At 51.1% G+C, this 7755-nt stretch carries 7 protein-coding genes and 1 pseudogene; 5 read left to right on the top strand and 3 right to left on the bottom strand.

What is annotated here, in order from left to right; genetic code table 11:
* Positions 1-213: 213 nt before the first annotated feature.
* Positions 214-414: pseudogene (locus tag ACSZPU_RS21160) on the top strand (tyrosine-type recombinase/integrase); the annotation flags it as partial.
* Between the two features lie 53 nt (positions 415-467).
* Here ACSZPU_RS21160 and ACSZPU_RS21155 read toward each other — a convergent pair.
* Positions 468-1886 (bottom strand): sugar porter family MFS transporter, encoded by a 1419-nt coding sequence (locus ACSZPU_RS21155; protein WP_499002861.1) that lies wholly within the window; start codon positions 1884-1886, stop codon positions 468-470.
* A 487-nt stretch (positions 1887-2373) separates the two neighbouring features.
* Complete coding sequence (locus tag ACSZPU_RS21150; RefSeq protein ID WP_499002859.1) at positions 2374-2820, bottom strand: hypothetical protein; 447 nt, start codon at positions 2818-2820, stop codon at positions 2374-2376.
* Positions 2821-3243: 423 nt separating this feature from the next.
* Between ACSZPU_RS21150 and ACSZPU_RS21145 the strand changes: the two genes are divergently transcribed.
* From ACSZPU_RS21145 to ACSZPU_RS21130, 4 genes are all read left to right on the top strand, one after another.
* On the top strand, positions 3244-3630 hold the full coding sequence (locus ACSZPU_RS21145) for a hypothetical protein (RefSeq protein WP_499002858.1): 387 nt from the start codon (positions 3244-3246) through the stop codon (positions 3628-3630).
* A 141-nt stretch (positions 3631-3771) separates the two neighbouring features.
* Positions 3772-5754 carry a tetratricopeptide repeat protein gene (locus ACSZPU_RS21140; protein WP_499002856.1) on the top strand — a complete coding sequence of 661 codons (1983 nt, stop codon included), beginning with the start codon at positions 3772-3774 and terminating at the stop codon, positions 5752-5754.
* A gap of 33 nt (positions 5755-5787) precedes the next feature.
* Positions 5788-6594, top strand: coding sequence for an AraC family transcriptional regulator (locus tag ACSZPU_RS21135; protein WP_499002854.1), 807 nt, complete (start codon positions 5788-5790; stop codon positions 6592-6594).
* Between the two features lie 48 nt (positions 6595-6642).
* Positions 6643-7293 (top strand): LysE family translocator, encoded by a 651-nt coding sequence (locus ACSZPU_RS21130; protein ID WP_499002852.1) that lies wholly within the window; start codon positions 6643-6645, stop codon positions 7291-7293.
* Positions 7294-7333: 40 nt separating this feature from the next.
* Here the strand turns inward: ACSZPU_RS21130 and ACSZPU_RS21125 are convergent, their stop codons facing one another.
* On the bottom strand, positions 7334-7525 hold the full coding sequence (locus ACSZPU_RS21125; RefSeq protein ID WP_064572410.1) for a YfgG family protein: 192 nt from the start codon (positions 7523-7525) through the stop codon (positions 7334-7336).
* Positions 7526-7755 lie beyond the last annotated feature (230 nt).

The raw sequence follows: 7755 nt of genomic DNA, 5'->3' as shown, positions 1-7755 counted from the left end.
GGCCTCATTTCTCGCTGCCGTCCAGATCAGATGCATCGCTCTCTGGGCTAAAATCTTGTGACGACACTATCTAATCATTTTTGGCAATATCTGGCACAGTTTGACCGTGGTATTTTGATGGGTATGATGCATCGGTATGCCATGGATTACGCCGATACCTGGCTCTACCCGGGATATGTGTCGCTCAGCCATGCCCGAGAGCTGGAGGGGATATTTGGACCTTATGATCTCCGTCGTACTGCGAACACGCTGCTGCATGAGGCCGGCTCCCATTCTGGCTGGATAGAAAAATGCCTGGCACACGAACAGAACGGGGTGAGGGCGGTATACAACAAAGCTGAATATCAAGAGCAAAGAGCATCAATGCTACAAGATTGGGCTGATATGATTGATGCGCGGGGAGCAGGTCAATAAAGCAGGCTAATTTATTCAATAACCTGCTTTACTGTTCACGGATGCACGATAAATTACATCCCGATGTTAGGTAGTTTTTCACCAGCCATAAGACGACGTTCAATATGTTCCAGCGTCACATTTTTGGTTTCCGGGATAAGCCAGAACGTTAATGCAATGAAGGCCAGATTGAGTGCGGTGTAGAGCCAGAACGTACCAGCCGCGCCAATCGCGTCAAGCAGGGTCAGGAAGGTTGCACCGATAATCATGTTCGATACCCAGTTTGTGGTGGTAGAACAGGTAATACCGAAATCACGGCATTTTAAGGGCTGGATCTCAGAGCACAGAATCCCTACTACCGGTGCAGCGCTCATCGCATAACCTGCAATACACATCATTGTCATACCGACTGAAAGCCAGGATAGACTGCTGGAGGGTGAACCGTTATCGAATTGCATGAGGCAGTATCCAAGGATCAGCGTACCGATAGCCATCACGCTAAAACCGATTTTAAGTGCAGGTTTACGCCCGGCTTTATCGACGGTGAATACAGCAATAAAAGTGGCGAACATAAACGTTAGCCCAACCACAAGGGTGGCGATCATCTGTTGTTCAGTCGTTGTAAACCCAGCCATTTTAAAAATGCGTGGCGCGTAATACATAATAATATTCATGCCCGTGAACTGCTGCATCGCCTGCAATAACATGCCAAGGTATACGGCTCTGCGCACATTGTGATTAGCTTTAAACAACTGGAAACCACCCTGCGTCAGCTTCAAACTTTCGCGAATCTCGTTGAGTTCATCACGTGCCTTTTCAGACGTGTCACGCAACATACGTAATACTTCTTCCGCCTCAATGTGTCGCCCTTTTTGTGCCAGCCAGCGTGGGCTATTGGGCAGAAACACGACCAGAATAATCAGCACAACCGCAGGCAGCGCCAGCACACCGAGCATTGCTCGCCAATTGCCGCTGTAGCTGAAAGCAGCATCGGAAAGGAATGCCAGCACAATGCCTAAGGTGACCATCAATTGATACATGCTGATCATCTTTCCACGCACATTTTCGCTAGCCATTTCGGAGAGATAAAGTGGTGCAGTGTAGGAGGCAATACCGACCGCAATGCCCAGCAGCACGCGGGACAGCAACAACACCTCAACATTTTCGGCGAAAGCAGAGCCAAGTGACCCTGCGACAAAAAGTATTGCGCCTGCCATCAGGCTGTATTTACGGCCAAGACGAAATGATAACCAGCCATTGAAAAGTGCACCTAGCGCTGCGCCAAGCATCATGCTGCTGACCACCCACTCCTGCAAACGGCTGGAAAGCGTAAAATGTTCGGAGATAAAGGGAAGTGCACCGGAAATCACCCCGATATCCAGACCAAACAACAGTCCCGCAACAGCCGCCGAGATAGAAACAAACAAATTCATGCGCCGGGTATCGCGTAGCGCGCGCGGTAAGACTACAGAATCACTACTTATAGAAGCCATTTTTCCTGCCTGCAAAAAATAAGGTATCTAATGAAAGTAAATCAGCACTGGGCTAGAGCGTCAGTGTGTGACATGCGAAGATATGGACTAATTTGCTGTTGTCGTCGTTTTTGTGATGGACTTTACAATTACACAAAAAAACATAAAAGTTACAATATTTATTAATCACTTAATTTTAAATGACATTTAAAGTTATATGTCCAATATATATGGATTTTTTGATTTAAAGAATATGGATAAATTAAGTGATATTTTGAATATTCTTACGTCTCGATGTCGATCTTTTGAGGGGCTAAAAGGACAGTGCCGTCTGGATAAGGCCATCAGATTGAATAGCCACAGATAATCCAGACACTTTAAACGTGAGCGGATGAAAAAATCTCTGGAAAGCAGAAAGACGCTCGCAGTGTGGTGGGATACTGAATTTGGCCCTGCACAGCGTTGCACCGAGTGAATTGTCGAGCGAGATTCAAAGACCTATTGGATGTTATCGAATGCTTCTCTCTAATTTACGTATCATCAAATCAAAGCTCTGGAGAATGTCTACGAACTCGTCCATCGAGTAAAATGCGGGGCGTGGGTAGGGCGGTGTGCGATTTTCGCAGCCGGAGACTTGCAATAAGTCTTTGCTGAGAACGACGAAAGATCCCTCTTCAGCAATTCCAGCAGTGTTAATTCGAAAATGTGTCTCAACGATCTCACGCCCCTGGATAATGAAATTCAAACCGACGCCCTCAGGCAGCGCCAGTAGCTTATAAACCGAGCCAGGGCCGGACAATTTTTCCAGCTGAATGAGTCCGGAAGTCGCCGCCATCACGTTTTTAGCAGAAACTCCGATTTTAGGAGTCCCGGAACGAAGTGGATGAGCATCGCAAAGGGCGTAATACGACTCGTGTGTGCCGACTTCGATGGCGGTTTTGAGAAACGGGGACATGTTAACTCCTTCGGTCGTTTATGGTTCAGGGCCTTGATTGTTGATAGAGGCGCTCAAACTTCGCTTTTCGTCACCATTGCAAATTGCAGCGCTGACCAGGAGCCTATCAAAATTTCCTTGTTCGCTCAGAAGCAGAGGCTATCCGATGCAACGACAATGGAATTTTCTATGGTATTTCTCGCCATATGGATTTTAATCATCATTGATGTAAAGCGGAAATTTCGGATGTAAAAAAATGGAGTGGGGATAAGCGTTATCGCTTCTGCTCATAAACGTTGAAATTAAAGACACCAGTAAGCCTCGTGCTGCTGGTGTTTTTTTATGTGTGGTTAGCAGATTGATGATATGTAATATGCAGTCGCTAACCAGGTATCAGAAGCCGGTTTTCTTATATTCCACATAAAATTTAAAGGAGTTCGCGCTATGCAGCCTGTACGTTTAATGGGGGACGGATATGAACCTCATGTAGAGCAAACCGGAGAGCAACTAAGCTATTCATTGCCCGTGGATTCCGGGTTTCTCAGTTTTAGCTTCACGTTTGATATTCGCCAGACCGACCTGGATATTCTGCTTTCCGATGGCTACAGGCGTGCCGTCCTTGAAGTCACGGCTCATACCTTACTCCAGGATTCGACACTTCGCGGAAATCCCCGTTTCACGCAAAGCGATTTTGATAGTCTGGTGTCTGATACACTCCATTCGACGAGCGATTTACTCCAGGCTTTCATTACGCAGGTAAGTCGGGAGCATCACATTGTCATTGAGAAGTATGTGCAGGATATTTTGAAAAGACGCCTAACCAACCGATAGTCTCCCCACCATTCCTGGCATTAGACGCAGTTCCACTTTTGTGCCACCCTTTTTGGCTGAGTGTTCAGCGCATTACCCATCAGCATTTTGCACGAAACGGAACACGGACTTTCGGCTCATCTCACTCGGCAGACACGCGCTATGTTTAAAAAACTGCTCTCCAGCCTGACCGGCAAAAAAGACAAACCGCAGCCCCCCGTTGAACCAGAACAGGCAAATTCCGTAGAGGCACAACCGCCGCAGGAAGAGATGATCGTGGCTTATGACGCCAACGGTCGGCAGATGCATATCACCCGCAGCGACTGGCGCAACAGCGTTTTCCTGCCGGGGCTTGAACAAAAGTGGGGCAGCGCGGCAGAACTTTACGATGCAATCCTGGGCGGTCTGAACGATGGTTTTGCTACCGACCTCATTCCTGCCGCCGCGCGTCTGGTTGAGATTGATGACGATCCCGAGCGCAGCCATACCATTCAGGGCATTGTTCTGATGAAAAATAACCGGCTGGCAGAGGCGGAAAGCACGCTACGGGCGGGGATAGATAAAGTCGGCGCGACGGGTATTTTGCTGACCAATCTGGCAAAAGTGTTTGCTGAGCGCGGTGATGATGCCCGCGCCGACGAACTACTCTGGCAGGCTATTGAAGCCGATCCGAATCAGGATAACGGGCTGCTCTGGTGGGCGAGTACTAAGCAGGAGCGGGAAGGGGATGCGGGGTATGTCGCGGGGCTTCGTACCGTCGCGGCGCTACCCGGCTCCTGGCGTGCACAGCTTTGGCTGGCGCGCTATCACCTGGAACATCACGACGTTGCGGCCGCCAGAGCATTGTATGATGAGGTGCTGGCAGGAGGCCGATATGACGGCAGTTCGCTGATGATGATCTCCGGCGATCTGGGCAGAAACGGCGAAATTCCGCTGCTGGTCGAATTGATCGCCCCCGTCTATGACGAACGCCGCCACGATCCGATGGCCGGGATTAACTTGCTACGTGCTTATCAGGAGCTGGGCAACCCCGATGCAGGCGAAAAACTGTTGAGCCGGATGTATGCGCTGGATTTTCCGCCGCTCAAACAGTATCTGGACGAATCTGCCCATGTCTTCCAGAAAATGCGCGAGCAAAACGAGCAGGGCACCCCCACCGATCCGGGCGAGGTGGAAATCAATACCCTGGCCCTTTCGCAGCCGATCTGGCAGTACGGATTATGTAAGGCCGACTGGCTTTTCGCGCAGAAGCCGGACGAAGCAGACATCCTTGGCTTCTTTGTGCTGAGCAAAACCGGTGATGACGCCACGCCTTCCGAGTCGCAGCGTGAGGATGACCTGGGGCGCCTTACCCGCGCCATCCCGCTGTATCTTGCCGAAGCGGCCCACTACTGGAGTGATTACGCCGCCCGTTGTTATGTTCAGGTCGCAGCGGGCATCGGGCCAGTCGTCTCAACCCAGGCATTTGATGGCAACGGTTTATTCGATCTTGTCCCGCCAGAAATGAAATATTTCGTGACCGGGGAGATAGGATGTTCGGGAGAGGGAGAGCAGCGCCAGTGGCAGCTTACGCTTAGCCTTTGGGATTGTTCGCAGCGAACCCTGTGCAGTACTGAAAGCGGCACGGTAGCGCAGTCGGAGCTGGGTTCACTGGTGCTCAACCTGGAAAAGCGGCTGTTGGCAAAGATTGGGTCGATGAATGCCCAGCCGCTGGATGCGTTCTACGCCCGTCCGTCTGATGAGGCGATGGGCATTTATCTTGGCGAGCTGGGGCAGGCGTTTATGCTGACGCTGGTGGCCAATCAGCAGGTGCCGCGCTCTGCACTATGGGGTGAGCGCACAATGCTGGAGTGGCCGCTGAATATGGCACTGCAATGGCCGCAGGTTCAGGTGCCGAAGCTGATGTATTTCTCCGGGCTGGGTAAAGCCTTCGATTACCAGTCAGAGGTGCTGGGCGAATATAAAAAGCGCACGCTGGAACTGCTGCGCACCGCCACGCAGGAAAACAGCCCGGCGGCGCAGCTGGCACCGTTAGTCTGGAAAATATTTGGCATGGAAGACGATCTCAGTGCCCATCAGCAAAATGTTCCCGTGCAAAGCGGCCCGGCCTATACTGAGTGGCTTACGCGCGTAGCACAAAAGTAGAAATGTTGAAGGCCGGAATAATGCGGAGGAGAGATGACAACGCGGGATATTGAACAACGCTTCTGGCGCTCTCCGCTTGTGCCGTGGATTGAATGGCGTTCCACTGAACAAAGTACGCAGGCTTACAAACTGCACCAGCATCCTCAGCTGTCGATTGGCGCGATTATCGACGGTGAGACCGTCACACGCTGCAGTGGCCGCGAGCATCATCTTTGGCAGGGCGATATGGTGCTGATTGCCCCGCGCGAAGCGCACAGCTGTAACCCGGCAGGCAATGCACCGCGCAGTTATCATATGCTGTATCTTGATGAGGCCTGGTGCCTGCAACAGTTGGGGTTTCCACAGGAGGGACGCCTTCATTGTGGACAAACGCTGCTGCGCGATCCCCGGTTTTTCACCGCCTTTATGCGCATTATCGCCCTGATGGAGACTAACCAGACCGAAGCGTTGCATGAGGCGGTACGCGTGCTGCTGGTCTGCTTGCCTGGCTTGCAGGCTGCGGCGAAGCCCGCCGAGTTTTGCGACCGCATGCAAACGACACTGCTGGCTGATATTCAGCAGCCTCCGTCGCTGGACTGTCTGGCACAGCGTTATACGTTGCGCAAAGAGACCCTGATTCGCCAGTTTAAGCTCGCGACAGGGCTGACGCCCGGTGCCTGGATCAATAATGCCCGCGTGGAGTTTGCCAAAGCGCAGCTACGGGCAGGGAGCGATATCGCCGATGTCGGCTATCAAAGCGGTTTTGCCGATCAAAGCCATTTTCATCGTACGTTCGTCAGTTTTACCTCTTCCACACCCCGACAGTACGCGCAGGGGCGATCAATATCAGACAATAATTAAGCCGACCAACGCCATACAGTGACTTCGTCTTTTACTGATGAGGTTGCTATGTCGCTGTTACCCGAATTTATTCCCGCTGCGTTTCCCCTGCTTGCCCTTTCACATTTTGTTGCGCTGGTGAGCCCCGGTCCGGATTTCTTTTTACTCGCCGGTTATGCCATTCGTTATCGCCTGCGGGGCAGTGTCGGGATTGGGCCAGGGATTGCGCTGGGCAATGCGGTCTATATTGTGCTGGCGATGTTTGGCTGGCGGCTGTTGCAGGATTATGGGATACTGTTTCGGCTGATTGAGGTTGCTGGTGCGCTGTACTTAATCTGGATTGGCGGGCACCTGTTACGCAGCCGCAAACAGGCCCTGGCGCTCAACGCCACCGGGATGGACTGCCCGTCGTGGCGAAAACAGTTTCTGCTGGGGCTGGGTTCTGCATTGCTCAATCCCAAAAATGCGCTTTTTTACCTGGCATTAATGACGTCAATTCTCGGTGCAGGGGTAACCTTTCCACAACAGGTCTTCTCCGGCGCATGGATGAGCCTGGCGGTGCTGGTGTGGAATCTGGCTATCGCGGCGTTGATAGGATTGTCCGCCATACAGGTGCGTATCACATCATATGTGCACATTATTGAGCGCGTAGCCGGAGCCGTCCTCGCCGGATTTGGCGCGCTGATGATCCTGACGATGGTGCGTCATGCTGTGATGTGACAAGGCCCACGTGAAGACGTGTGATAATAAAAACAGTGCGTTAGCGTTGTGCGGAAGAATCGATAGGTTGACTTACTTGCTGTGACTGGAGCTTATCCTGATGATGATACCAGGCACCAATTGAGGAATAGATAAAACGGCCAAAGAAAAATATAAAGCTAATAAGCAGTACGATACGGGTCATGCGACTGTCAAATCGATGTCGTTTTCGCATAGGGGTTGCCTGACTCACAAAAGGTTCCTTAAGGTATACCCTAAAAAAAGGGCGACGCTGACATTAAGGCACAGAGTGCAGACAAGGTCAATTCTTCACCACGTAAAATTTCGTCAGAGGAAAATATTAATCGGTTTTATATAAAATAAATTAAGTATTTAAGGCGTGAATGCTAAGGAAGGTGCGATTTAATCGTCAATTATGAGAACATAACCCTTTCTTTGACATAGACTTTTCACGATGCCCGC

Origin of the sequence: Phytobacter sp. V69, assembly GCF_965644215.1 — a bacterium.
Taxonomy (GTDB): Bacteria; Pseudomonadota; Gammaproteobacteria; order Enterobacterales; family Enterobacteriaceae; genus Phytobacter.
Note: the sequence above shows the minus strand (reverse complement) of the source record. Positions and strands in the feature narration are given on the sequence as shown.